25 protein-coding genes are annotated in these 23,053 nt (G+C 53.3%); 8 read left to right on the top strand and 17 right to left on the bottom strand.

Annotated elements, in window-relative coordinates; translation table 11 throughout:
* Positions 1–126: 126 nt before the first annotated feature.
* Positions 127–945, bottom strand: coding sequence for an adenosylcobinamide-GDP ribazoletransferase (locus Q3Y58_RS08555; protein WP_319621931.1), 819 nt, complete (start codon positions 943–945; stop codon positions 127–129).
* Between the two features lie 151 nt (positions 946–1,096).
* On the opposite strand from Q3Y58_RS08555, the gene cobT reads away from it, so the two are divergent.
* Positions 1,097–2,125 carry a nicotinate-nucleotide--dimethylbenzimidazole phosphoribosyltransferase gene (gene cobT, locus Q3Y58_RS08560; protein ID WP_319622120.1) on the top strand — a complete coding sequence of 343 codons (1,029 nt, stop codon included), beginning with the start codon at positions 1,097–1,099 and terminating at the stop codon, positions 2,123–2,125.
* A 46-nt stretch (positions 2,126–2,171) separates the two neighbouring features.
* Here the strand turns inward: cobT and Q3Y58_RS08565 are convergent, their stop codons facing one another.
* Positions 2,172–3,710 (bottom strand): sensor histidine kinase, encoded by a 1,539-nt coding sequence (locus Q3Y58_RS08565; protein WP_319621932.1) that lies wholly within the window; start codon positions 3,708–3,710, stop codon positions 2,172–2,174.
* A 203-nt stretch (positions 3,711–3,913) separates the two neighbouring features.
* Between Q3Y58_RS08565 and Q3Y58_RS08570 the strand changes: the two genes are divergently transcribed.
* The 3 genes from Q3Y58_RS08570 to Q3Y58_RS08580 all read left to right on the top strand — a co-directional run bounded on the left by Q3Y58_RS08570 (position 3,914) and on the right by Q3Y58_RS08580 (position 5,965).
* Complete coding sequence (locus tag Q3Y58_RS08570; RefSeq protein WP_319621933.1) at positions 3,914–4,525, top strand: glutathione S-transferase; 612 nt, start codon at positions 3,914–3,916, stop codon at positions 4,523–4,525.
* A gap of 9 nt (positions 4,526–4,534) precedes the next feature.
* Positions 4,535–5,179, top strand: a complete 645-nt coding sequence (locus tag Q3Y58_RS08575; protein ID WP_319621934.1) for a uracil-DNA glycosylase family protein — start codon at positions 4,535–4,537, stop codon at positions 5,177–5,179.
* Positions 5,180–5,476: 297 nt separating this feature from the next.
* The gene (locus Q3Y58_RS08580; protein ID WP_461668048.1) at positions 5,477–5,965 is read left to right on the top strand and encodes an Lrp/AsnC family transcriptional regulator; all 489 of its coding nucleotides are present in this window, start codon (positions 5,477–5,479) and stop codon (positions 5,963–5,965) included.
* 57 nt (positions 5,966–6,022) lie between these two features.
* On the opposite strand, the gene Q3Y58_RS08585 is transcribed toward Q3Y58_RS08580, so the two are convergent.
* From Q3Y58_RS08585 to Q3Y58_RS08610, 6 genes are all read right to left on the bottom strand, one after another.
* Complete coding sequence (locus tag Q3Y58_RS08585; protein WP_319621935.1) at positions 6,023–6,901, bottom strand: NAD(P)-dependent oxidoreductase; 879 nt, start codon at positions 6,899–6,901, stop codon at positions 6,023–6,025.
* 147 nt (positions 6,902–7,048) lie between these two features.
* Entirely contained in the window at positions 7,049–7,957 is a 909-nt protein-coding gene (locus Q3Y58_RS08590; RefSeq protein WP_319621936.1) for an ABC transporter permease, read from the bottom strand.
* Entirely contained in the window at positions 7,954–8,664 is a 711-nt protein-coding gene (locus tag Q3Y58_RS08595; RefSeq protein ID WP_319621937.1) for an ABC transporter permease, read from the bottom strand. The genes Q3Y58_RS08590 and Q3Y58_RS08595 overlap by 4 nt, the downstream gene beginning before the upstream one ends.
* An 86-nt stretch (positions 8,665–8,750) precedes the next feature.
* Positions 8,751–9,527, bottom strand: coding sequence for an ABC transporter substrate-binding protein (locus Q3Y58_RS08600; RefSeq protein ID WP_319621938.1), 777 nt, complete (start codon positions 9,525–9,527; stop codon positions 8,751–8,753).
* Between the two features lie 341 nt (positions 9,528–9,868).
* Positions 9,869–10,588: a molybdenum cofactor guanylyltransferase MobA gene (gene mobA / locus Q3Y58_RS08605; RefSeq protein ID WP_319621939.1), complete on the bottom strand. Its 720-nt coding sequence runs from the start codon at positions 10,586–10,588 to the stop codon at positions 9,869–9,871.
* A 146-nt stretch (positions 10,589–10,734) separates the two neighbouring features.
* Positions 10,735–11,193, bottom strand: a complete 459-nt coding sequence (locus Q3Y58_RS08610; RefSeq protein ID WP_319621940.1) for a BLUF domain-containing protein — start codon at positions 11,191–11,193, stop codon at positions 10,735–10,737.
* Positions 11,194–11,498: 305 nt separating this feature from the next.
* Between Q3Y58_RS08610 and apbC the strand changes: the two genes are divergently transcribed.
* The 3 genes from apbC (at position 11,499) to Q3Y58_RS08625 (ending at position 14,720) form a co-directional block, all read left to right on the top strand.
* A complete protein-coding gene (gene apbC, locus Q3Y58_RS08615) occupies positions 11,499–12,713 on the top strand; it encodes an iron-sulfur cluster carrier protein ApbC (protein WP_319621941.1) in 1,215 nt (404 codons plus the stop codon).
* 283 nt (positions 12,714–12,996) lie between these two features.
* Positions 12,997–13,962 (top strand): DMT family transporter, encoded by a 966-nt coding sequence (locus Q3Y58_RS08620; RefSeq protein WP_319621942.1) that lies wholly within the window; start codon positions 12,997–12,999, stop codon positions 13,960–13,962.
* A gap of 581 nt (positions 13,963–14,543) precedes the next feature.
* Positions 14,544–14,720: a Flp family type IVb pilin gene (locus Q3Y58_RS08625; RefSeq protein ID WP_274217145.1), complete on the top strand. Its 177-nt coding sequence runs from the start codon at positions 14,544–14,546 to the stop codon at positions 14,718–14,720.
* A 72-nt stretch (positions 14,721–14,792) separates the two neighbouring features.
* On the opposite strand, the gene moaA is transcribed toward Q3Y58_RS08625, so the two are convergent.
* Positions 14,793–15,824: a GTP 3',8-cyclase MoaA gene (gene moaA, locus Q3Y58_RS08630; protein ID WP_319621943.1), complete on the bottom strand. Its 1,032-nt coding sequence runs from the start codon at positions 15,822–15,824 to the stop codon at positions 14,793–14,795.
* 184 nt (positions 15,825–16,008) lie between these two features.
* Here moaA and Q3Y58_RS08635 point away from each other — a divergent pair, with 184 nt between their 5' ends.
* Positions 16,009–16,335 (top strand): gamma-butyrobetaine hydroxylase family protein, encoded by a 327-nt coding sequence (locus tag Q3Y58_RS08635; RefSeq protein WP_319621944.1) that lies wholly within the window; start codon positions 16,009–16,011, stop codon positions 16,333–16,335.
* Between the two features lie 74 nt (positions 16,336–16,409).
* On the opposite strand, the gene Q3Y58_RS08640 is transcribed toward Q3Y58_RS08635, so the two are convergent.
* The 8 genes from Q3Y58_RS08640 to Q3Y58_RS08675 all read right to left on the bottom strand — a co-directional run bounded on the left by Q3Y58_RS08640 (position 16,410) and on the right by Q3Y58_RS08675 (position 23,014).
* Positions 16,410–17,003, bottom strand: a complete 594-nt coding sequence (locus tag Q3Y58_RS08640) for a L,D-transpeptidase (RefSeq protein WP_274217141.1) — start codon at positions 17,001–17,003, stop codon at positions 16,410–16,412.
* A 323-nt stretch (positions 17,004–17,326) separates the two neighbouring features.
* Positions 17,327–18,961 (bottom strand): fumarate hydratase, encoded by a 1,635-nt coding sequence (locus tag Q3Y58_RS08645; RefSeq protein WP_319621945.1) that lies wholly within the window; start codon positions 18,959–18,961, stop codon positions 17,327–17,329.
* A 164-nt stretch (positions 18,962–19,125) separates the two neighbouring features.
* On the bottom strand, positions 19,126–19,686 hold the full coding sequence (locus Q3Y58_RS08650) for a YceI family protein (protein WP_319621946.1): 561 nt from the start codon (positions 19,684–19,686) through the stop codon (positions 19,126–19,128).
* Positions 19,687–19,723: 37 nt separating this feature from the next.
* Positions 19,724–20,296, bottom strand: a complete 573-nt coding sequence (locus Q3Y58_RS08655; protein ID WP_319621947.1) for a cytochrome b — start codon at positions 20,294–20,296, stop codon at positions 19,724–19,726.
* Between the two features lie 55 nt (positions 20,297–20,351).
* On the bottom strand, positions 20,352–20,930 hold the full coding sequence (locus tag Q3Y58_RS08660; protein ID WP_319621948.1) for a YceI family protein: 579 nt from the start codon (positions 20,928–20,930) through the stop codon (positions 20,352–20,354).
* Positions 20,931–21,237: 307 nt separating this feature from the next.
* Positions 21,238–21,774 (bottom strand): class I SAM-dependent methyltransferase, encoded by a 537-nt coding sequence (locus Q3Y58_RS08665; RefSeq protein ID WP_319621950.1) that lies wholly within the window; start codon positions 21,772–21,774, stop codon positions 21,238–21,240.
* Positions 21,775–21,818: 44 nt separating this feature from the next.
* Complete coding sequence (locus Q3Y58_RS08670; RefSeq protein ID WP_319621951.1) at positions 21,819–22,376, bottom strand: GNAT family N-acetyltransferase; 558 nt, start codon at positions 22,374–22,376, stop codon at positions 21,819–21,821.
* Positions 22,377–22,474: 98 nt separating this feature from the next.
* The gene (locus Q3Y58_RS08675) at positions 22,475–23,014 is read right to left on the bottom strand and encodes a GNAT family N-acetyltransferase (RefSeq protein WP_319621952.1); all 540 of its coding nucleotides are present in this window, start codon (positions 23,012–23,014) and stop codon (positions 22,475–22,477) included.
* Positions 23,015–23,053: the final 39 nt, after the last annotated feature.

The raw sequence follows: 23,053 nt of genomic DNA on the forward strand, positions 1-23,053 counted from the left end.
GGATGATCCTTTTAAAATCGATATCTGATTTTTTCTTATGCAGTAACGCAGCGCCAACCCGCTGATAAGGGGGCGCAAAAATTCACCTAGAGCAATTACATGATTCGAGGTCAGCTCTGTGAAGCCTCACAGCAAGGCGCATCCAAATAGAAACGAGATGCTGCAAATTTGCTGCAGTGCGCCCAAAACATCCCCGCTCACACCGCCTATCTTGCTGCGAGCCACAGCAACAAAGCCAACAGCAACGCCCAGTGAGACGATTGAACCGAGAAGAAGCTGTGAGAGGGGGAGCGCAAGCAAAGTCAGGAGCCACAGGACAAGTGTCGTAAGAACGCTCCAGATCACGGCTTCCCAATCCGGCAAACCAAACCGGTGTCCGAGGCCCCCCGGATTGGCGCTTGGCTGGCTGTGCCAGGCTGCAACCATACTGCTGCGGCCGATGGTCTCCGCCATCAGATAGAGCATGGCCGTGGCAAAGCCGCCAATCTCTTCCAAGGCAGTGCCAAGCAGAACGATCCGCAGACCTACGGTGAAAATCAGTGCCAACGTCCCAAATGTGCCAATGCGGCTGTCATGCATGATCTCAAGGCGTTTTTGACGGGTGGTGCCGCCAAAGAAACCGTCGAAGACATCGGCAAGGCCATCTTCATGTAGGCAGCCGGTGAGAATCGCTGTCGTTGCGACAGCAATCAAAGCTGTTGCCAAGACTGGCAGGCCAGTGAAGGAAAAAATCAGCAGAACCAACGCTGCGGGTAAAGAAATCAACAGCCCGGCCAGAGGGATAGCGCGTGCAGTACGGCGAAAGTCTGGTGCTTGGTCCAGCCTGTCATTCAGGCCAATGCATGGGACGGGAATGCGTGAGAAGAAACGAATGCACGTAACGATATCAACGGCTAACGGCTGTTCGCGTGTTTCCGTTTTCTCCACGGGGCCTTGGTTGGGCATGCTCTGTAACTTTTTGCGCCTATTGACTGAAGGAATGGCTGGGCACATGTGCCTCGCATCGGCGATTGTAAAACACCCGCGCTTGCTTATAGAACACACAGTACCGACACGCAGAACCGCTGACTACTCGCGCTGGAGAAATACTATGTCCATGTCCACCACTGGTTTGCCCTTTGACGATTTTCGAGCACTCGTGGAGGCGATGCCGGGACCAGACATGGAAGCAGTAGCTGCTGTTAGAAAGCGGGAAGCAGAGCTGACAAAGCCGCAGGGCTCTCTGGGGCGTCTGGAAGAAATCGTGGAATGGCTGGCTGCTTGGCAAGGTAACCCAAAGCCGCGCGTCACCCGTCCACTGGTTGCAGTTTTCGCGGGCAATCACGGCGTTGCCAAGCGCGGCGTTTCCGCGTTTCCAATTGAAGTGACCGAGCAGATGGTTTCCAACTTCGCAGCAGGCGGAGCGGCCATCAACCAGCTTTGCATCGCCAACGATCTTGGCCTGAAGGTCTTTGAACTGGCATTGGAAGTGCCAACCGGCGACATCTGCTTGGAAGACGCTTTTGAGGAAGCTGACTGCGCTGCCACCATGGCTTTTGGCATGGAGGCTTTATCCGGTGGTTCTGATCTGGTGTGCCTTGGTGAAATGGGCATTGGAAACACCACCGTTGCCGCGGCCATCTTCTATGCTCTGTTCGGCGGTACGGCTGAACAATGGGTAGGGCCCGGCACAGGCGTCAAGGGCGAGGCATTGGCACTCAAGGTGAAGGCGGTGGAAGACGCGGTGGCGCGTTGTGGCGGCCCCCAGTCCATGGAGCCATTCGAAGTGTTGCGCCGTCTCGGTGGCCGTGAAATTGCCGCGATGACGGGTCTCATTCTCGCCGCGCGCATGCAGCACGTTCCGGTTCTTATCGACGGTTTCGTCACGACCTCGGCAGCGGCTGTTCTCTATCAGATGGACAAGACCGCCCTTGATCATTGCATGTTTGCGCATGCCTCCGCAGAACCTTCGCACCGCAAGGCCATTGAAGCCATGAATGGAAATCCACTTCTGGACCTTGGAATGCGTTTGGGTGAGGGCACTGGGGCAGCTGTCGCCGCAGGCATCGTGAAGGCAGCTGCGCAGACCCACTCGGGGATGGCAACCTTTGAAATGGCAGGCGTGAAGAACGCAGCAGGCGACTGAGCCATTCAGGCTTTGAGCTGGGTTAAAGAGGCGGGGAGCTTTAGGCTTATCCCGCCTTTAACATGCCATCGAAGCTGTTTTCAGGGTGTGTGAACGGCGAGCTTGGATCGCGGACAACACGACTTGGCGGAAATTCGATGCGTACAATCGTTCCTTCACCCATCTTTGAATCCAGATCAAAGCGTCCGTCATGCATGTGCGCCAGCGCTTGAACAATGGAGAGGCCGAGGCCAGTTCCTTGCTCCGCGCCTTGTATGGCTTGTGAGCCCTGACCAAAGGCCTGCAGAACCAACGGTATCTCGTCCTCAGGAATGCCTGGACCGTTGTCCGCAATGCTTACGAACTGGCCACCCATTTCGGTCGATCCGACGGTAATGAAAATCTCGCCCTCATCGGGAGTGAACTTCACTGCATTGGCAAGCAGGTTCAAAACCATCTGCCGCACGGCCCGCTCATCAGCAACCAATAGCGGAAGGTTAGCCTCGTAGCGTTCGCTTAAGGAAAGGTTCTTTGCTTTGATGCGCATTTGCATCATGCCCTTGCACGCCTCAACAACTTCATCTAGGGGAAGGGGCGCTTCATTCAATTCATAGCGGCCAGCTTCCACCCGGGAGAGGTCCAGAATTTCGTTGATCAGGTTGAGCAGGTGCTGACCAGACTTGTGGATGTCGCTTGCGTAATCCAGATAGGTCTGGTTCTGCATCTTGCCCAAGACCTCATCTTTCATCACCTCCGAAAAGCCCAAAATGGCGTTCAGCGGCGTGCGCAGTTCGTGGCTCATGGTAGCAAGGAAGCGCGACTTGGCAAGATTGGCTTCCTCTGCACGGCGGCGGCTCTCCAAGGCCAGAGCGTTCACCTGTTCCATCTCTGCAATCAGGTCATCCTTTTCGGCGCGTGTCGCCAGCATGGTCAGCGCCGAGGCGTGAAGCTGGTGACTGAGAATGATGAAGAACCCCTGAGCGCCGATGGCCATGGCAGCCATGGCGAAGTGAATGGAGGAACCGTAGCTCATGAAGCAGACAACAAGTGTCGCTGTGATCGGCACTGTCGCAGCCAACAGGGCCGTGGGTAGCGCCGATGACAGCATGGTACTCATTGCGATGACAATGAGAACCGTGGCAAACTGAAAGACGTCCAGGCCATTCACGGGCATGGGTTTCAGGCTCAAAAGCAGGAAACTGGTCCAGATCAAACCATAGATACCATCGCTCAAAGTGAGTTGGAGCTTGATGGACTTCAGCTTTCGCCGTCTCAGGAGCTTCAGTTCAATGCGCCGGGTGCGCCAGTTGATGAGGAGATGAAGCGCAAGGGCACCAAACAGCCATCCCGAGATCCACATCAACGGTAGCCATAGTGAAGAAATGGCCGCGACCACACTCATGAATAAAGGAAGCGCATAGGCGGCACTCAGGCGGTTCTTCACGAACATGAAGACCAGCTCGGGTTCAAAACCAAGCTCAGCGGGCTTGGAATTCAGTCTCCCACTGTTTGAACGCAGAGTTTGAGCAAACTGTCGGCGGCGCGCAGCGCGTGCTCCGTCAATTTTGTTCGTCTCATTGCGACCCGTCGTGTTTACTTTGCTCATCAGGAAGGTGGCCTGTTTTTGATTTAGACTGAGCGGATACTTTCCTATTTGGCCACCATGAACACTTTTCCTTAATAATGCTCTGAATACTATGGTAAATATTTGGTAAATACAAAATTGCGTAGTTTAGTTTGCTGCGTCATACTGGAACAAGTACACTGCGAAATCTCATAGATTCTTCTTTGAGTTGAGGGAGGCGATTTTTGAAACTCTTTATTTCAGAGCGGGCACCAAACGTGGTGCGTGTAGAGATCTTTCTTAAAGAAAAGAACATTAACGTTAAAACCGAAGTGCTGGATATCATGAAGGGGGAGGCTCAAACTCCAACCTTCACAGCGCTCAATCCCATGAAGCGCGTTCCTGTGCTGGAGCTGGACAACGGGACGCTGATTTCTGAATCGGTGGCAATTTGCCGTTACTTCGAGGCACTACAGCCTGAGCCGTTGTTGATGGGGTCTTCTGCCGAAGAACAGGCGGTTATTGAAATGTGGAACCGGCGCGCAGAGCTTAATCTTCTGCTGGCAATTGCCAGTGTGTTCCGTCATTCCCATCCAGCAATGGCCAAATTGGAAGTGCCGCAGATCAAGGACTGGTCAGAGGCCAATCGTCCGAGAGCGTTGGAAGCCATGGAAGTCTTCGACGCGCAACTTGCAAAGAATGAGTTTGTTGCCGGAGATAAGTTCAGCATTGCGGATATTACGACCTATGTGGCTATGATTTTCGCACGTCCTGCCAAGGTTGAAGTGCCGGAAAGCCTTTCAAACCTTCATCGCTGGCTTGGTGAGGTCAAACAACGACCAAGCATCGCCGGTTGAGGCCTGTCCTTGAGCGCATTTGATACCTTACGGCAGCTTGAGGACGCGATTTCTTCATGCCGTGTTTGTGTAGAGGCACCTTTGTGGGCGCCTCTACCTCACGAGCCAAGGCCTGTGGCGGTCCTCTCCAGCACTGCGCGCTTATGCATATGTGGGCAAGCGCCGGGGACGCGGGTTCACGCTTCCGGGCGTCCGTTTACGGATCCCTCAGGTGTACGCCTTCGTGAGTGGATGGGCATCGAAGAGGCTCAGTTCTATAATCCGAATTTGCTTTCGATCGTGCCTATGGGGTTCTGCTTTCCCGGTCTTGATAGCAAAGGGGGCGACAAGCCGCCGCGTAAGGAATGCCGGCGGACATGGCATGATCATGTGTTTCGCCAAATGCCTCAGCTTGAAACCGTGTTTGCAGTGGGCGCGCACGCGCATCAGTACCACTTGGGTGAACTGGCATCAAAGCGCTCGCGAGAAACCATCGCCAGTTTTAAGGAGATCTGGGAGGTGACATCGAAGCGTCGAGAAAATGGGGAGGGGCCAGCTGTTCTGCCATTGCCGCACCCATCATGGCGCAACAACGCCTGGCTGAAAAAGAATGCATGGTTTGAGGAGCAGGTCTTGCCGCTTGTAAAAAAAGAGGTCGCCCGGCTGATGGCTTAGGCGACCTTGTAGGAATTGGCCAGACATTGCTGCAAGGGCCATGGAATGCAGCTGTCTGCAACCTTCCGTCTGACCGAACATCAAAAAAGGTCGGAGCCGTTGGAAAGTGGTTCCACACTAATGGTGATTTCTGTAAATGTAGAGAAACCACCACATTAAAAAGTCTATTCAGTTAGAATTTTGATCTACAATTCTGGTGAAATAGAAAAAACAGATCGTAGCGCAAGGCGCGGGACACTTTATGATACGCCTGAACCACTAGCTGCTCGCCATGATAACAACCAGAGGCCCTAAATGATTGATCGCATCGACCGACGCATCCTGTCGATACTTCAGGAAGACTGCACCATTCCGGTCGCGGAAATTGGGCGCAGAGTAGGCCTTTCAACCACACCATGTTGGCGGCGGATTCAAAAGCTGGAAGAAGACGGCGTGATCACGCGCCGTGTTGCGGTGCTAGACCCCAAAAAGGTAAATGCCAAGGTGACGGCTTTTGTGGCCATTACCACGAACCAGCATACCGATGACTGGCTGCGAAAATTCGCCGATGTCATCAGGGAGTTTCCAGAGGTTGTCGAGTTTTACCGCATGGCAGGGCAGGTGGACTATTTGTTGCGCGTGGCTGTGCCGGATATCGATGCCTACGACGCATTCTACAAACGCCTGATCGCAAAGATCGAAATTGCAGATGTGTCGACCACTTTTGCGATGGAACAGATCAAATACACCACGGAACTGCCGCTTGGATATGTTCCCAGCGAAAAGCCGAAGGTGGCTGGCGCCTGACAGCAACAATTAGAAAAGTGATTAGCCAGAGTGCGGTCACTCTGGCTTTTCTTTGTCTCAGCTGTCGGCTTTCTTCATGCGGGCCAGCAGGCTGGAAGTGTCCCAGCGCCCACCGCCCATGGCCTGTACTTCAGCGTAGAACTGATCCACCAACGCTGTAACCGGCAAGCGTGCGCCGATCTCGTCGGCTGTCTTGAGGCAGATCTTCAGATCTTTGCGCATCCAGTCAACGGCAAAGCCATGTTCATACTCATTGGCATGCATGGTCTTCCATCGATTTTCCATCTGCCAGGACTGCGCAGCGCCGCCGGAGATGGCTTCAATGACCTTCTCCACATCAAGGCCAGCTTTTTCTGCGAAATGTATGCCTTCAGAAAGGCCTTGAAGCAGACCTGCGATACAAATCTGATTGACCATTTTGGTTTGCTGACCTGCGCCGCTTGGTCCCATCAAGCCAACCTTTTTTGAAAAACACTCCATGATTGGAAGGGCGCGCTCGTACGCGGTTTCGTTTCCGCCAACCATCACGGTCAGAACCCCGTTCTCTGCCCCTGCTTGCCCGCCGGATACGGGGGCATCCAGAAAGGAAAAACCTCTGGCTTCAGCTTCCTGTGCAAGCTCTTGAGCGACCTCGGAGGACGCAGTGGTGTGATCAACAAATACCGCACCCGCTTTCATGCCGTAAAAGGCACCCTCGTCACCAATCGTAACCCCGCGCAGGTCATCATCGTTGCCAACGCAGCAGAAAACCACGTCGCAGTCTTGAACTGCTTCCTGAGGCGTCGGAGCAAATGCGGCACCAAATTCCTTGGCCCACTTTTCCGCTTTTGCAGTCGTTCGGTTGTATACGGTGACATCGTGGTTGCCACTCGTCGCCAGATGACCTGCCATGGGGTAGCCCATTACACCCAGTCCAAGAAAAGCGACTTTTGCCATGCTATCCCCCTCAGATTGTTCGTTTTTAGATCAGATCGGAGCCGGAGTTTAGCGCTCCAGATTGGTGGCGCAACCAGCAATTAGGCCAATGGAACGTGCAGGTAGGCACAAAAAAGCCCCCGCTCCAATTAGGGCGGGGGCTGAAATTCACCGTTGAAGGTGACGTGTCAGGCGCGCTTCCAATTGGTTCCAGATCCGGCGCAGCGTTTCCACCATGACCAGATACATGATGGCGGCCCAGACATAGGCCTGAAAGTCATAGGTCCGAGAGAAGGCGCGGCGTGTTTCGCCCATCAGATCCAGAATTGTAATGATGGACACAATCGCGGATCCCTTGATCATGAGAATGATCTCGTTGCCGTAAGGGCGCAGAGACACAATCAATGCTTGCGGTAGAATGATCTTCCAGAAGGTGAGCCAGCGCGGCAAACCGAGAGCTGATGCTGCTTCCCACTGACCTTTTGGCATGTTCTGGATCGAACCGCGCAGAATTTCCGCCTGATAGGCCGCTGTGTTCAGCGTGAATGCAAAGATGGCGCAGTTCCAGGCATCTCTGAAAAAGCTCCAAAGCCCCATATCGCGGAGTTCATGCATAAAAGATCCAGCGCCGTAGTAGATCAGAAAGACCTGCGCCAGCATTGGTGTGCCGCGGAAAAAATAGACGTACGCATATGCGATGACCGAGAAAGCTTTCACGTTCGACATGCGCATCGCGGCGATTGGCACTGAGAGAAGTGCGCCCAAAAGGACCGAAACACCGACGACCTGAAGGGTTACCCAAAAACCTTCAAGGAGCTTCATGCCATAGCGTTGCAGGAACTTTGGGTCTGCACTCAGATCAACCCAAGGAAAGCCCTCAGCCACATTGAAGTTGATGGTGACGTTGTTGCGTACCACCAGAAAATAAAGAATGCCAAGGCCTGCGATAATCCAAAGGGTCACCAGAAAGTTCCCGACAACACGCCCGAACGTCCAGCCTTTCTTTGGCGGCTCTGGCTTCTGAATTGTCGGTTCAGCGGTGTCTGGCAAGGCTGTATTCGTTACGCTGTTTGTCATCTTGGGGCCTCCCCACGCTTGGTCCATTTTTCAAGGCGTGAGATGCCAACAGAAGAGATGAGCGCAAGAACCAGATAGATGGCGCATGCGATGGAGAAGAACAGGAACGGTTCCTTCGTGGTGCGTGCGGCCATGTTTGAATAGCGGATAATGTCATTCAAACCAATGATCGAGACCAGACTGGTTTCTTTCAACAAGATCAGCCACAGGTTCCCCAGCGCCGGCAGGGACAGGCGGATCAATTGAGGAAGAATAACCAAGCGCAGGGTTTGGAATTTTGAAAGCCCGAGTGCATGCGCGCCTTCATACTGGCCCTGCGAAATGCCGCGAAAAGCCGAGAGAAAGGCCTCGGAAGCATATGAGGAGAAAACAAGTGACAGGGCGATCATGCCCGCAAAGAAGGCACTGACTTCAAAATTGGTCACCCCGAAAACACTGAGCACTTCCTGAATGAGTATCTGGCCCCCGTAGTACACCAAAAACAGGGTCAGCAATTCAGGAAGGCCGCGAAAGATTGTCGTGTAGACGTCAGCCCATGCACGTAAAGAAGGCTCTGCGGATTTCTTCGCCAGCGCCAGAACAAGACCCATGGCAAGGCCAAGCGGCAGGCTGGCGAGTGCCAGTGTAACGGTAATATAAACGCCCGCTGCGATCTGGTCTCCCCAACCATCTGGACCGAACGAGAGCATTACCAGAATGTCATTCATTGCTAAGGTGTTCCTTCTTGCACCTAAGGCGAACGGCGGGGAATACATCCCCGCCGCTCATGTAACACAGCCGATGTCGCGCAGGCTTATTCGCCGTAAACGTCGAACTTGAAGTACTTGTCGTTGATTTCTTTGTACTTGCCGTTTGCGCGGATCGCCACAATTGCTTCGGAGAACATGTTGGCAAGGTCCTCGTCGCCTTTGCGAACGCCAATGCCAGCACCTTCACCGTGGATCCGTGGGACGGACTTTAGGGTGCCGAGGATCTTACAGCAAGAACCTTCTTCAGAATCAATCCACTGCGAAAGCACCATCACGTCGTCAACTACCGCATCAACTCGGCCGCTTTCGAGGTCAAGTTTGTACTCTTCTGCGGTTGGATAGAGGCGAACGTCGGATTCGGTGAAGAATTCTTCAGCGTATACGGAGTGCGTTGTGGAAGACTGAGCGCCGATGGAAATGTCCTTGAGGTCATCCGCAGTGACGCCAGCTAGTTCAGAATCCTTACGAACGGCGATTGCTGGAGGGGTGTTGTAGTACTTGTTGGAGAAGCTGATCTGCTCCTGCCGTTCAGGCGTGATGGACATGGACGCCAGAATGGTGTCGTACTTGCCTGCAACCAGACCGGGGATAATGCCGTCCCAGTCCTGAGTTACCCACTCACATTCAATCTTGAGTTCTTCACAGAGGGCATTGCCGATTTCGATATCAAACCCGACCAACTTGCCGTCAGCAGTAGTATAGTTGAACGGAGGGTAAGCACCTTCAGTGCCCATGCGAACTTTGCTCCAGTCCTTTGCATGAGCTCCCCCAATAGTTGCTACGGCCAAAGCCGCAACAGCTGCAAAACGCATAAAACGCATTGTTATTCCCCTGGTGTTTATTTGTTACGGGCTCTCGTGGAGTTGCCCCCGTTTTGACCCGTACTCAGTTCACATCAAATCTTTCCATGGATCAAGCTTATTGACGGGTCCAGTGCTGAAACTTTCGTCAAATCCGCTGTCAGATTGCATGATATGCCGTCAATATGATGGATCTGGGGAAAATTATTCCGCTAATATACCAGTTAAACAGGCAGTTTACCCAACGATATCCTCGAATCTCAAGGGTATGCGGGCCGAGGGCGCTGGATCTGGGGATATATACGTATGCGTGGTGTAGGGCTTGCAGGGCGCGCGGGAAGTTGGTTGCCTGCAACAAAAGACTAGAGGTTGAAGACTGCTTCAATCACGCTCGCATCTGCGACCTTTGCAATCTCAAGGTCTTGTGGCGTGTTGATGTTGAAGAAGGGGTCGACTTCAATACCATCAACGATTGGTCCGCCAAAACTGACAACTGGCGGGGTGCGTTCGCGAACAAAGCCTTGAATGCTTCGTCCTCCCATCAACAGATAGGTACGAATGTCTTCCGCCAGATAGATGGGCCAGAGCGCAAAGGTTGGGTGAAGCTGTTCGCGGGACTGGGCCATGGTAATCAGTGGCACAATACTACCAGCCGGTTCTGCAAGCTTCTCAGTCAGATCCAGTGGGAAGAATGGGGTATCAGCCGCAGCGCTTACAATCCAGATAGCGTCCGGCTCGTTCACTCGAGCCCACTCCATCGCCGCCAGAATACCCGCCATGGGCCCAAGTTGGCCTGGAAGAGTGTCGGGGAGAAGCGGCACATCAAGGCCGATGTGGTCTTCGGTCGGATTGTTTACGCTGACGACAAGTGACTTGACCTGAGGGGCGAGGCGAGAGGCGGTGATGTTCACCAGTTTCCTGCCGTTGAGCTCTGCCAAGGTCTTATCATGCCCACCCATACGGCGAGATTGCCCGCCACACAGCAAGCAACCGATAATGCGGTCCCGTACCCCCTGCTTTTGGAAGGAGGCTGCAGCGGCTGAGGTCGCATCCGGATTGCCCGTATGGCTTGGGGTGCACATGTGGATCTTTCCTGTAGTTTTTTCAGGTGTCTCGCCTTGGCGTTGCATCTGAAAAAAGCGTTTTCCCTAAGTTATCTCAACATATGCGTGTGAAAATGGCTATTTTGCGTTTTCCCAAAAATTTAATCAATTCAGTAATTAGCTGGCTACATCAGGGAAAGGCGGTTGGTAAGTTGCCTTTCGGTAAGTGTCAGGGACAGCACTTGAAAGAGTTCAAGCACTCCGTCGCGATGCATTCTGTCAGCGTTTCTTGAAAAGTCATCAAACGGATCTGGAGCGTTACTATCGTCCTCGCTTCTCAGGTCAAAGAACTGCATCCAGCTGCCATAAAACAACTTGTTTTCTTGTGTGCCGTTATGAAGCACTGTCAAATGACTGTGTCTTTTGTCCTGAAGAACGCATTCGAATGTGCGTTTGACGGCTTCCCATGGTCCTTCCAGCATCTGAAAAACATGGGTATCTGTGAGAATGAGAGCACCGGTAACCCCAGCTCTGGAATTGATACGACGAATACGCATCAAGGTGAGGTCCATCTCCGTGTCCAGATCGTGCCGGAGCGCGGGCCAGTGGATGCGACTGCGATAGCAGAGCTGCGAGACACTCATGTTTTTCTCCTTAACCTTTGGAAAGCTTAGGAGATCAGGGTTTCCAAAAAACTAATGGGAACTCTTGAAAGATTTGCGCTTGTTAATAGTGAGGAAATAAAATCAAAGTTGTAATAAGCAACAGTGCTTTCTCTAGTTGATTTTGTTTCAAGTAACTAGGCTGGCTAATGTTTCCTCTAAATAGATGTGATAGGTGCGGTGCTACCTGCGTGACAAGGCGGCACGAGATGCCTACATGTGGGGCACAGCAAGACCAAACAGGCTCGCCGGGTTGGGCTGGAGCCTCATAGAACAGGGACTTTGAGATGTTTTGGAAGAAGGGTCGCCAGCAAGAGGATGAACTGACAAACGAGCGCGTGCTGGAGGTTTTACAACAGGTCAAGGATCCCACAGGCACCAGCAACATTGTCGAAAAACAGTTGGTTAGCGACATTTCCATTCTGAATGGGCGCGTGGTTTTCTCCATTAAAATTCCTGCAAATGAGGCCGAGCGCCTTGAAGGTATGCGCAAGGCGGCGGAGAAAATTGTCTCCGTCCTGCCGGGCGTGGAAAAGGTGATGGCCGTGCTTACTGCTGAAAAAACCCCGGGCAGGGCGCCGGCATCAGCCCCATTACCTTCAGCACCCGCCGCAGCTGTCAGCTCTGGACCGGCCGCGCAAAAGTCCCCTGCGCCAGAAACGCAAGCCTCAAGGCCGAGCGGTGGGGGGAAACTTGAGGTGCCTGGAGTTGCCAACATCATTGCCGTTGCCTCCGGCAAAGGCGGCGTGGGCAAATCGACCACAAGCGCCAATCTGGCGATCGCGCTTTCCAGATTGGGGCTTCGCGTCGGCTTGCTGGATGCTGATATCTACGGCCCTTCAGTTCCCAAACTCATGGGGGTTTCCGGCAAACCTGAGCTCGTCGAAGGGCGCATAATGAAGCCCATGGAGGCCCATGGGATCAAATTGATGTCTATCGGTTTTCTGGTTGACGAAGAAACGGCCATGATTTGGCGAGGGCCGATGGTGACATCAGCTCTCAACCAGATGCTGCGCGAAGTGGCGTGGGGCGAATTGGATGTGCTTGTGGTGGACATGCCGCCGGGCACCGGTGACGTCCAGCTGACCATGGCGCAAAAAGTGCCTCTCACTGGCAGTATCGTGGTGTCCACGCCGCAGGACTTGGCATTGCTGGATGCGCGACGCGGCGTTGCGATGTTTGAGAAGGTGAGCATTCCGGTTATCGGCGTAATTGAAAACATGAGCCACTTTGTGTGCCCTGATTGTGGGGGACGTCATGAGATCTTCGGCCATGGCGGTGCGCGGGAAGAGGCGCGAAAGATGAAGGTGCCGTTTTTGGGAGAGGTGCCGCTCACCATGGAGCTACGCGTGCAGTCGGACGCAGGAACGCCGATCGTCGCTGCCGCGCCAGATAGCACTGTGAGCCATGCCTATATGACGATTGGTGAGGAGATCAAGACAGCGCTGGAGAACAAAGGCGAAGTGCTGACCAAGCCAGCCCCTCGGATCGTGATCGAGTAAAGAACCTTTCCTGATGCAAAAGCAACTCTCTCGCGGTCTGTTCTGCGCGGGAGTTTGGTTTCTTAGCCTAAAGTCTACGTCTAAACCCTAGTGCGTACAACTATGTAAATATCTGATATTTCAATAGAAATAGCTCTAAGGCGTCGTATTGTCGCGTCTTAAATTACTCCAAATCGCGTTACGGTAACAACCGGATCGAAGGGGATGTGGCGACCTGTGTGGAGACCTTCGGTTGCCGCTTTCTCAAATTGTAAATCTCCCGGCGATTTGGAGTGCCCAGGGAATGCTTGCCAAAGAAAATGGCCGCGCGTTGTTGGCAATGTTTTTGTCGACCGCCTTCTTCATGTTCAATGATGCGACATTGAAATACACCGCCCAGACAATGCCTCTGGGGCAGGTTATCTTCCTCCGCGGCCTCGTAACAACAGCATTGATGGGTATGGTGTGCCTCTATCTGGGGCAGTTTAAGATTGGTTGGCGCCTGTGCCATCCAGTGGTTCTGGCCCGTGCGCTGTTGGAAGTGATTGGGTCGATGATGTACCTGACTGCACTCACCAAGATGCCAATGGCCAACGCAACTGCCATGCTGCAGGCCATGCCGCTTATGGTGACCGCAGGTGCCGCCATTGTTTATGGCGAGATTGTCGGTTGGCGGCGCTGGAGCGCTGTGGCCTCCGGCTTTGTTGGTGTGATGCTGATTATCCAGCCCGGCCTTGATGGCTTCGACGCATGGGCCCTGCTGGCTCTTGGAGCGGTGTTCTTTATGGCCACCCGAGATCTTGTGACCCGGCGCATGCCAAAGGGCCTGCCTTCATTTGGTGTGACTTTTGTTGTCTGCGTTGCCGTCACCTTCATGGGGGCTGGGCTTGGCGCAACCGAAGTCTGGGTGCCGGTGGACACGTGGTACCTCTGGCCGATCCTTGGGTCATCTGCCTTTATCATCGGGGCCTATTACTTCGCTATTGTTTCCAACCGCTTGGGCGAACTCGTCGCGGTAGCTCCAATGCGTTACACGGGCCTTTTGTGGGCAACAGCAATTGGTGTGCTTGTTTGGGGAACGTTCCCGGACTGGATCACGATGACCGGAATGGTGATCGTCGTTGGCTCAGGCCTCTACACTGTTCATCGTGAGCGGTTGCGTCTGCGCGCAGAACAGGCCGTGGAACAGGCCGAAGTCAACAAAAAAGCAGCAAGCCGCCCGAGCGCTTCTCAGGACCCCGCTTCAACGCGCGCAGCTGCCACAGCCTGAATTTTCTTCCCAGCCCGGCTGTGGTGACCGGGCTGGAACGCTTACCGAGGACGGTGCTGTCCCCCCTCGGAAAACCAAAGGTTCGAAAAGGAGAACCATCATGATCGTGCACCATTTTGCCTCGGCTTCCGAAATCAACGGCAAGCCAATGAACACCCTCCTGATGAGGGGAAGTTGCGCCAGGTCCAAAGCGGCGCTGACATTTCTGAAGTGGATTTTGGGGCGCAAATAGCGCCCTTTATCTTTTGGGGAATCTTGATGAGTGAGTCCCAACAAAACTGTCATTCATCTAAGTCGAGTTTGCCGCCATTGTGATTTTTTACAGCCTAGTTAAAGCTTTAGTTAATGCACGGTAAAAACATTTAAAAGTCATATGTGATGGTAATAGTCTTATTAAAACAATTGCTTATCTAATTTTAGCCGAAGCGGATGCTCAGCTTTCTGCCTGCCTTTACCCCTGGATTCTGACATGACAGTTCTGCCCCATTTTTGTTCATAGATTGGAAAGAAACTGCTCCGTATTGTCTGGCCATGCCCTCGGGACATGTAGGGGCAATTTGGGTTCAGTTGGAGTAAAACACATGTTTGCAAAGTTTCTGAAAGACGAGTCCGGTGCGACCGCAATCGAATATGGAATGATCGCAGGCTTGATCGCAGTCGCGATCATCACGGCAGTTGGCCTTCTGGGGGATCAGCTTTCTCAGGCGTTTACAGCAATCAATGATAAGCTCACCGCAGAGGGCTTGACAGGATCATAGTCACTAGTAGTGATAGCCATGCGTAAACCCGTCAGCGTGTGCTGGCGGGTTTTTTTCATTCGCGATACAAGTTTACCCACCGGTAACGCTCATGTGACGTGAGACAGCCGGTTTTTTTGTGTCTCGATCAATGACGAAGTCATGGCCCTTTGGTTTGCGGCTGATTGCTTCCTCGATGGCCTGTGACAGCAATTCGTTCCCCTCTGAGGCCCGCAAGGGCTCACGCAGATCGGCCTGATCATCTTGTCCAAGGCACATGTAGAGCTGTCCTGTGCAGGTCACTCGTACACGGTTGCAGCCCTCACAGAAGTTGTGGGTGAGGGGCGTGATCAGTCCGAGGCGTCCACCGGTCTCTGATACTGAATAGTACCGTGCAGGTCCGCCGGTTTTGTAGGCGATCGGCTCCAAGGTGAACCGTTCCTCCAGACGCGCGCGAACAGTATTCAGCGGCAGATACTGGTCCACTCGGTCCCCGTCGATTTCACCAAGCGGCATGGTTTCGATCAATGTCAGGTCGTGACCTTCGTCGTGGGCCCACTCCATCATGGGGATGATTTCGTGTTCGTTGACGCCCTTAAGGGCAACAGCATTGATCTTGACCTGAAGGCCTGCCGCTTTTGCAGCTTCAATACCATCCAGGACTTTTGCCAGATCGCCCCAGCGGGTGACCTCTTTAAACTTCACCGGGTTGAGAGTGTCGACGGACACATTCACGCGCTTGACGCCAGCCGCCGCGAGTTCATCGGCAAAGCGTGCCAGTTGCGAGCCGTTGGTTGTCAACGTGAGTTCTTCCAGAGCGCCTGTTTGAAGGTGTCTTGAAAGCGAACGGATGAGGCTCATGATGTTCTTGCGCACCAAGGGCTCCCCGCCAGTTAGGCGAAGCTTCCGCACGCCTTTCTCAATGAACGCGGAACACAGCCGGTCCAGCTCTTCTAAAGAGAGAACTTCGCGCTTGGGAAGAAACGTCATGTCCTCTGCCATGCAGTAAAGGCAGCGGAAATCGCAGCGGTCGGTCACGGACACACGAAGATATGTCACGGCGCGTCCGAACGGGTCAATCAATTGCGGCTGATGCGCGGTCACAAAGGAATTTGCCGTCTCCAAAAGCCCCTCCTGAAATGGGTTTCTAAGTATTATTGTGGATTCAATCTAATTATCGGTGCACACGCGTCAATGGCGGGGCATTGACATTTTGTTGACCCAAGCCCCACATCAGGGCAATGCAACTGTTAGAGCGTGGAGTAAAGAGTTGGCAACCGAGACTGTGCCGTGGCCCACTGAAATTCGATTGAAGCAAGATAAACGAACCCTCGTTGTGTCCTACGACAACAAGCAAGCCGTTGAGTTCACTGCCGAGTTCTTGCGCGTAAATTCTCCGAGTGCAGAAGTTCAGGGGCATGCACCGCACCAGAGAAAGACCGTCGCGGGAAAGCGTCAGGTGCAGATAATCGGGGTGGAGCCGGTCGGAAACTATGCCGTAAAACTTGTGTTCGACGATCTCCACAACACCGGGATTTTTACGTGGAGCTATTTTGACGAGCTCAATCGAGACCGCTCAAAACTGTGGGAGCGCTATCTGAAGGAGCTGGAGGCGAAGGGGCTTTCAAGGGACTAGGGTCTGAGAACAAAAACAGCCTTGCGAGGGAGTCGAAGCTCGCAAGGCCGCTTGGTCCAATGGGCAGTCTGAGGCTAGCGAAGCACAACCACCTTTGAACCAACTCGCACGTTCTCATAGAGGTGGATGACGTCCTCATTTGCAAGACGAATGCACCCGGATGAAACCGCTGAGCCAATTGTCCATGGCTCATTGGAACCATGGATACGGTAGATGGTAGAGCCGATGTAAAGCGCTCGGGCACCCAATGGATTGTTGGGACCACCTTCCATGTAAGCTGGAAGAATACGGCCTTTGCGACGCTCACGTTCGCGCATCACGGCTGGGGGTGTCCAACCTGGCCATTCAGCTTTTCGGGTGATGCGGTGTGTCCCTGCCCACTGAAAGCCGTCACGGCCAACGCCAACACCGTACTTCATGGCTTGGCCGCCCGGATAGATGTGGTAGAGGCGCCGCTCTTGTGTGTTTACAACAATAGTGCCCGGTCCATAGGGGCCACTGTATGAAACCATCTTGCGCTTGATGGGAGACTTACCGTAATTGGCTGCCCCGTAAGACACCCACTTTTTGGAGGTTGGGTCGAAAAATTTACCGCTTGCGGCCTGAGATGATGTTGCTGCAAAGCCTGCGGTCAGCAGGATGGCCGCGATGGCCAACAGTCTGAGCATAGTGATCCCCTGTAATTATGTTTATTTTTTCTCGACTACATGAGGGTGCCTCTGCGTCAAGTAAGTGTACGCTGTCATCGGCGCGTTGCAAAGCGGTTAACGCAGCTTTGGCGTGTGCAGTAATTTTGCGGGGAAGTGTCTGGTGTAATTAATAAATTGCAGCGGAGAACAAGTAAATCTGGTTAAAAAGAGATCAGATTCAATCAAGTGCAAATTGGAATCACGATTGTTGAATTCCGCTAACTAAAGAATCGCTGGTATTGCCGTAGGGCTGGTAGCTCGTGAAAATGGGCTGGCCACGGCCAGCCCATGCCGTGGGACCATTAGCCCAGATTCAGCTCCTTGAAGAAGTCGTTGCCCTTGTCGTCAATCACGATGAAGGCTGGGAAATCCTCAACTTCAATCTTCCAGACAGCCTCCATGCCGAGCTCTTCAAACTCGAGTACTTCAACCTTTTTGATGCAATCTTGAGCAAGGCGAGCGGCCGGGCCGCCAATGGAGCCCAGATAAAAGCCACCATGTGCCTGACAGGCGCGGCGCACCTGCGCAGATCGGTTACCTTTCGCCAACATGACCATGGAGCCCCCAGCAGCTTGGAACTGGTCCACATAGGCGTCCATACGGCCCGCTGTGGTTGGACCGAATGATCCGGAGGGCATCCCTTCAGGCGTCTTGGCAGGGCCTGCGTAGTAGACGGGATGGTTCTTCATATAGTCAGGCAGCGGCTGACCGCTCTCAAGCAGGTCTCTTAGTTTGGAGTGCGCCAGATCGCGAGCAACGATCAAAGGCCCGGTCAAAGAAAGGCGTGTCTTGATTGGGTGCTTTGTGAGCTCGCCTAAAATCTCGCTCATTGGCCGGGTCAGATCAATCTTGACCACATCATCAGCCAAGTCGTCCTCGGTCACCTCCGGCAGGAACCGCTCCGGATTGCGTTCCAATTGCTCGAGGAAAATACCGTCCTTTGTGATCTTTCCCGTGGCTTGGCGGTCTGCTGAGCAGGAAACGCCAATGCCGATTGGCAGCGACGCGCCGTGGCGTGGCAGGCGGATCACTCGCACGTCGTGGCAGAAATACTTGCCGCCAAACTGAGCGCCGACGCCCGTGGACTGGGTCAACTTGTGAATTTGCGCTTCCATCTCCGTGTCACGGAAAGCATGGCCAAGTTCGGAGCCCTCTTTCGGTAGCTGGTCCAGGTAGCGTGCAGAGGCCAGCTTCACAGCCTTGAGGTTCATTTCCGCAGATGTGCCACCAATAACAATGGCAAGATGGTAGGGCGGGCAGGCAGCAGTACCGAGTGTCAGGATTTTTTCCTTCAGAAACTCGATCATTCGCTCTGGTGTCAGCAGGCTGGGGGTTCCTTGAAACAGGAAGGTCTTGTTTGCAGAGCCGCCCCCTTTTGCCATGAACAGGAATTTGTAGGCGTCTTCACCTTCGCTGTAGAGATCGATCTGCGCTGGCATGTTGTTCTTGGTGTTCTTCTCCTCGAACATGGACAGCGGTGCCAGCTGAGAGTAGCGCAGGTTCTTGTGGAAGTAGGCATCGCGCGCGCCTTCGCCAAGAGAGGCTTCATCCTTGCCATTTGTCCAGACGCGGTGGCCCTTCTTGCCCATCACGATCGCCGTGCCCGTATCCTGACACATGGGCAACACACCAGCAGAGGCAATATTGGCGTTCTTGAGAAGATCGTAAGCGACGAACTTGTCGTTCTCAGTCGCCTCCGGGTCGTCCAGAATGTTGCGCAACTGCTGTAGATGGCCCTCGCGCAGGTAGTGGTTGATATCCTTGAAGGCTTCCTCTGCGAGCAAGCGCAAGCCTTCCTGCTCCACCTTCAGAACGGTCTCGCCGTCAAACTCGGCGGTGCTCACATATTGGTCAGTGAGTTTGCGGTAGGGCGTTTCGTCGGGGCCAAGCGGAAAAAGCGAGGAGTGGACGTACTCTGGAGGAAGGTTCTCTGACATCTCAAGATCTCTGGTTTATCTGCAGCATTTCGGCCTTCGGCCTTGTTGGCTCTGGTTTTATAGTCAAAAGGCCGGATGCGCAAAGCGCTCCGGCCTTTTGATTGGCAATTTAACCGATTAGGTAAAGTGATTACCTAGCGTGCGCGTGGATAACTCATGCGCCGTTACCGTGTGGCCCACAGATCCAGCTTTACCACGACCTTGTCTGGCACTGTTTCTGGGGAGATGTCCTTGCCCATTTCATAGGAAGTGCGGCTGAGATCAACAGTCGCAACTGCGTGCGCTGTCGCATCTTTAATGCTCAAGGTAAATGGGAGCGTCAAAGGCAACTCAATGCCGCGAATGCTGAGAGTTCCTTGCGCCTCAAAGCCATTTCCGGCGGTTGGGACAATGGTCTCGGATTTGAAGACCGCGTTTTCAAACTGCGCAACATTGAACCATGCATCGCTAGCCAGTGTCTGGTTGATCTGGCCATTGCCCGTATCAGCCGACTGGGTAGAGATGGTTGCTTCGATCTTGCCGTTTTCCGGATCTGCCGGGTCGAAGTTGATGACTGCAGTCCAGTTCTGGAACGTGCCGGAGAGCGGCTGCCCATTCTGCATGGTGTCGAAGGTGAGGGCGCTCTTGTCGCTGTCGACCGTCCATTCTATTGCATAGGATGGCGCAGCAAAGAGCGTGGTGGTTGCCAAAACGCCTGCGGCAACGAGTGCTTTCAAAGAGGACATCACAGTTCCTTTTCGATCCATTAGTGAGAGGGCCGAGTTAGTCGGACTTCAGGCGCGTCATGCGACGCAGCACATCATCCTTGGAGATGAAATGGTGCTTAAGTGCGGCGGCAACATGCAGGACTACCATCAGGATCAAGAAGTAGGCTGCATATTCATGCACGATCTTCAACAGGCCTTCCGCTTGCTCTTTTGTTCCCAAAAACGCTGGAACCGGCAGGTGAGGCAGATTGAAACTATCAAAGATGACCGTCGGCAAGCCCCAAGGGGACGCAGAAACCATCAGCCATCCAGAAAGCGGCAGGAAAAGCATCAGACCATAAAGACCTGCATGGCCCAGGTGCGCGGCTAGGCGCTCAATCCATGGCATTCCCGCTGGCAGTTCCGGAGATGGGTTCAAAAAGCGCCAGACGAGGCGCATGACAGCCAGAACCAAAACCACAAAACCAAAAGACTTGTGCAGCTGATAAAGCTGAAAAGTCTCTGGATCCGTCAAGGGAAGACGGACCATGTACAAGCCGAGGGCGATGAGACCGATAATCAGGAGTGCCATGAGCCAATGAAAGCTCATTGCGACCAAGCCGTAATTGAGAGGAGTGTTTTTTATCATGTCTGACCTCGGTGCGTTGGGCGAAGACAATTAAAACGCCTTCGCCCGCTTTCCATTACTGCTTGATCAGCGTCTCAGCGTTGATCACGACTTCCACTTCGTCGGATACGTAAGGAACGTATTGTTCCATGCCGAACTCGGAGCGAAGAAGAGTTGTGGTTGCTGTAAAGCCAATGGCTGGCTTCTTGAGCATTGGATGCTCGGCAATCTTGTTCACGTTTACGTTCAGAACGGTTTCTTGGGTCTGACCGTTGATGGTGAGGTCGCCGGTTACCTTCAGCTCTGTCTCGCCTGTGCGCTCAACATTGGTGCTTACGAAAGTTGCCTGTGGATGAGCTTCCGCGTTGAAGAAGTCAGCGGAAAGCAGGTGCTTGTCACGAGCTTCCCAGAAAGTGTCGAGGCTGTTTACATCGATGGTGATGTTTACCGTTGAGTTCTCAGGGTTCTCTTCGTCGATGAGAAGCTTGCCTTCCCACGAGCCAAAACGGCCATCGGTGGTGGAGTAGCCAAGGTGATTGTAGGTGAACGCGATGTTCGCGTGGGACATGTCGAACTCGTATTCGACTGGATCGGCCAAAGCTGGCGCGGTGAAGAGAGCAGTTGTCAGAGCAAGTGCTGCAAAGCGGTTCATCATTTCCAAGTACCTTCCTGTTCGGTCAATCGCGTCCAGCGATCTGCGTAAAAACCATGATGGGATTTTGTGAGGTTCTTGTGAAATTGCAACTGAACTGACTGTTCATTATAAATGAACAGTTTGGCGCATTGCGGGCCTATTTCCATTTATTGTTTAACGTTCTTGCGAAGGAAACCGCGCGTTTCAGCGCCAAATCAATCAGAGAGGCGCATGGCGGCTCGCGCGATTAGAGCCAGCCATCACCAATCCGTGATTGAAAATGACCGCTTGAAGCAGCACCAATCCACTGTCGAAATGCTCAAGAGAGCTAGGGTTTGACGCTGAACAAGATACCATTCTTGTCTCGGATGATATCGAAACCGGCTTTTTTCAGAGAATCGCGGAGCTGGGGAAGCACGCTTTTGTCATCTGCCACCAGCATGTAGCCGTCGCTTTTGAGCATGCCCATGTACTTCTCCAAAACACGCACTCGGTTGTTGGATGGCAGCTCATGGAAAAAGCGATCGAACACGATAGCGTCGAACTCATGGGAACAATGATAGCCAATCGCATCCGCATGCACGGTTTCAATTGAGAGCTTTTCATTTTCAATGCGTTCTTCGAGCTGCTTCAAGCCCACTGCGGAACTGTCCAGCGCAATCACATGATGACCTCGATTGGCCAGATAGATTGCATCGCGGCCCTGTCCGGCACCAACGTCCAAAATAAGCCCGGCATCGAAATCCAGATTGTTGAACATGGTAGTGAACTGCTTCGAGGTATGGCCGAAGTAGTCTTGGTTCTTTGAATAGATCTTGTCGTATTTCTGCATCTTGCCATCTGCTTGTGGTTTGGCCACGTGCATACAGACCTCCCCAGCAAAGAGCAAGCTGCACACCTGTGTCTCAGCTATCGCGCGCGTGCCTTCGCTGTGAGCTGACGACGATAGAACAGGGTCTTTTCATCTTTGAAAAGAACCGGTTCTTCCTCAATGAAGCCAACGCGCCGAGCAAGGCCTTGGCTGGCAGTGTTTTCAGGCGCGATGATGCACACCACCTCGGAAAAGGGAAGATGGTGGTCCGCCCAGAGGAGTGCGGTCGTGACGGCTTCTGTGCCAAACCCTTTACCAAAGAAATCAGGAGAGAGGATCCAGCCCATCTCAGGTTTTCCTTCAATGGGAACGGACATCTCACGCTTGAAATCAGCAAAGCCGATCTCGCCCACATATGCACCCGTTGTTTTCTCTTCGACAGCCCAGTAGCCGAAGCCCATAAGGTTCCACATGCCGGAGAAGTTCAAAAGACGTGACCAACACTCTGACCGTGTGGAGGGTTTGCCTGAGATATGGCGATAGACCTCTTCCTGCATCCAGAGTTTGCTGCTTGGTTCAAGGTCCTTTGGCAGAAAGCCGCGCAAGACTAGGCGTTCGCTTTCAAGCCGAGGGGCAGGGCCGCCGATCATTGTCATGACAGATGTCCATGATGAGTGGGATTTGGAGTGGAAACACCGGGAAGGTCTTTGAAAACAGAGATCAGGTTAAGGGGGGTCCATTCATGTGGGCAACCCTATAGCACCTTTCGAAACACCAAGTCTTCAATCCCATCATTGAGATAACGGCCTGTTTCAACAAATCCGAGCCGCTTTGCGAGTCTGACGCTGGACGTGTTCACAGGATCTACGAGGCAGTAAATCTCGCGATCTTTCAAGTGATCTGTCGCCCAAGCAAGAACGGTTTGTGCGGCTTCATTGGCAAAACCCTTGCCGAAGTACTCTGGAAAGAGCATCCAGCCCATTTCAGGCAGGTTGCCGTTGGCAAGAGAAAAGTTGCTCTTTGTCTCAAAGAGACCAATTTCACCAAGGTAGGCGCCGCTATCCTTCTGCTCTATCGCCCATGATCCATAGCCTTTGAACGCCCACATGCCCGTCGCACGTAATAGGCGATACCAGCACTCTTGCCGTGTTGAAGGCTTGCCGGAAATGTATTGATAAACGACTTCGTGATTGCGAAGCGCATAACTGGAATCTAGGTCTGCTGGCTCGAAGCCACGCAGAATGAGGCGCTCACTTTCAAGGCGTGGCGCTAATGCCTCACGGCAAACAGTCATTTTCTTCCAATGCAGCTTTCTTGGGCCCTGAAGCCCTTG

The sequence above is a fragment of the Nesiotobacter zosterae genome (genome assembly GCF_033843645.1).
GTDB classification, from domain to species: Bacteria; Pseudomonadota; Alphaproteobacteria; order Rhizobiales; family Stappiaceae; genus Pseudovibrio; species Pseudovibrio zosterae.